General features: G+C 68.6%; 2 protein-coding genes. Both read right to left on the minus strand.

The window, feature by feature from the left end:
* Nucleotides 1–126: 126 nt before the first annotated feature.
* Nucleotides 127–654, minus strand: coding sequence for a tripartite tricarboxylate transporter substrate-binding protein (locus VF632_RS09605; RefSeq protein ID WP_331022659.1), 528 nt, complete (start codon nt 652–654; stop codon nt 127–129).
* A gap of 61 nt (nt 655–715) precedes the next feature.
* A partial coding sequence (locus VF632_RS09610) for an IS630 family transposase (RefSeq protein ID WP_331022660.1) occupies nt 716–1,613 on the minus strand: 898 nt, incomplete at its 5' end.

Raw genomic sequence — 1,613 nt, forward strand, 5'->3', positions numbered from 1 at the left:
AGCCGAACACAGTCAAAGCCGCCTCCCGTCGCGGATAGTCATTCCGCATAGAGTGACTCTGTCAAACTAGGCTAGAAATGGCAAAACTTATGTTTTTTTGAGAGGCATGGCGCCGGCGGCCCCGCATCAATCATGCCGTGCGGTCCAGGGTTCCTTCGACCAGCGCTCGCCGAGTTCCGCCAGCAACCGCCGCAGCATCGGCTCCCAGGCGGCCTGGCCGATGAAGCGCGGGATATAGCCCTGCGCCCGGGCCTGGGCCTTGAATTCCGGATCCACCACCACCGCCTTCAGCGCCGCGAGCAGGGGGGCGAGTACGGCACGATCGGTGCCCGCCGGCACGGCAAATCCGCGATAGGCGGCGAAGTGCAGGGCGATGCCTTGCTCGGCGAAGGTCGGCACGTCCGCCAGCAGGTCGCTCCGCTGCGGCTGCGCCAAGGCGAGTCCGGACAGGCGGCCGTCCCGCAGCGCGACGATCGCCGCCGGCAGCGCCAACAGGGCGCAGGCGATGTTGCCTGCCAGCACCGCCTGCCGCGCCGCCGGCCCGCTGGCGAAGGGCAGCAGGTCGAGCGGCAGAGCGCGGCCTAAGGCGATGGCGGCGAGCTGCGCCGCGCTGCCATGCGGCGGCGTCCCCAGCACCGCCTGCGACCCGAGCACGCGCAGCGCGTCGAGGCTGTCGAGCGTCCCGGCTTGGCCAACTAGTAGCTCTGCACAGAGATTATGACCGGTTGCTGATGACGGGGTAGGCGCGGGCCAGCTTCTTCCGGGCGCGATGGGTGTCGAACATCCAGTTGATGCGGGCCCCAGACGCATTGCGGGCACGCACCCAGGCGTCGATCTCGGAGACGAGTTGGCTGCGTTCGCCGATCCGCCGGTCCAGGCATTGGCCGCGAAGCACGCCGATTTCGATCTCAACCATGTTGAGCCAGCTGGCGTGCTTCGGTGTGTAGTGGAACTCCAGCCGTCTCAGGAGGCGGTGAGCCTCCTCCGGCGGAAAGGTTTCGTACAGCGCGCCAGCGGTGTGGGTCGAGAGATTGTCCTGCACTACCCGGATCCGGTCGGCTTCAGGGTAGTGGATGTCCACGAGGTCGCGCAGGCAGCAGGCGTAGTCCTGCGCCGTGCGCTGGTCGGTGACCGTCACTTGGCGCCAGGGGTGGTGCACGTCGAGGCAGACGAACAGATTGACGGTGCCGTTCCGCTTGTATTCGTAATCATAGCGCGCCGGCTGGCCCGGGGCGGCCGGGATCGGCTGGCGGACCTCACCGATCAGCTGCAGTGGGCTCTCGTCGAAGCAGACCACCGGCCGCCGCGGATCCGGCGCCTCGGTATAGCGGTCGAGCACATCGTCCATGCGGGCCACGAAGCTGCCATCGACCTGCGGGATGCACCACCTGTCACGGCGCCACGGCTTGAGCTGGTTCTCGCCCAGGCGCCGGCGCACCGTCTCCCGCGACAGCGCGGCATGATCGGTCAGCCGGACCACCGCATCGGCCAGCAGCTCCAGGGTCCAGCGAGCCCGACCCTCGGGCGGGCTGGCGCAGGCGGTCGCCACCAGCAAGGCTTCCTCCTTGCCCGACAGCTTGCGCGCGACGCCCGGTCGTGGCGCCTCCTCCAGG

The organism is Longimicrobium sp., assembly GCF_036388275.1.
Classification (GTDB): domain Bacteria; phylum Gemmatimonadota; class Gemmatimonadetes; order Longimicrobiales; family Longimicrobiaceae; genus Longimicrobium.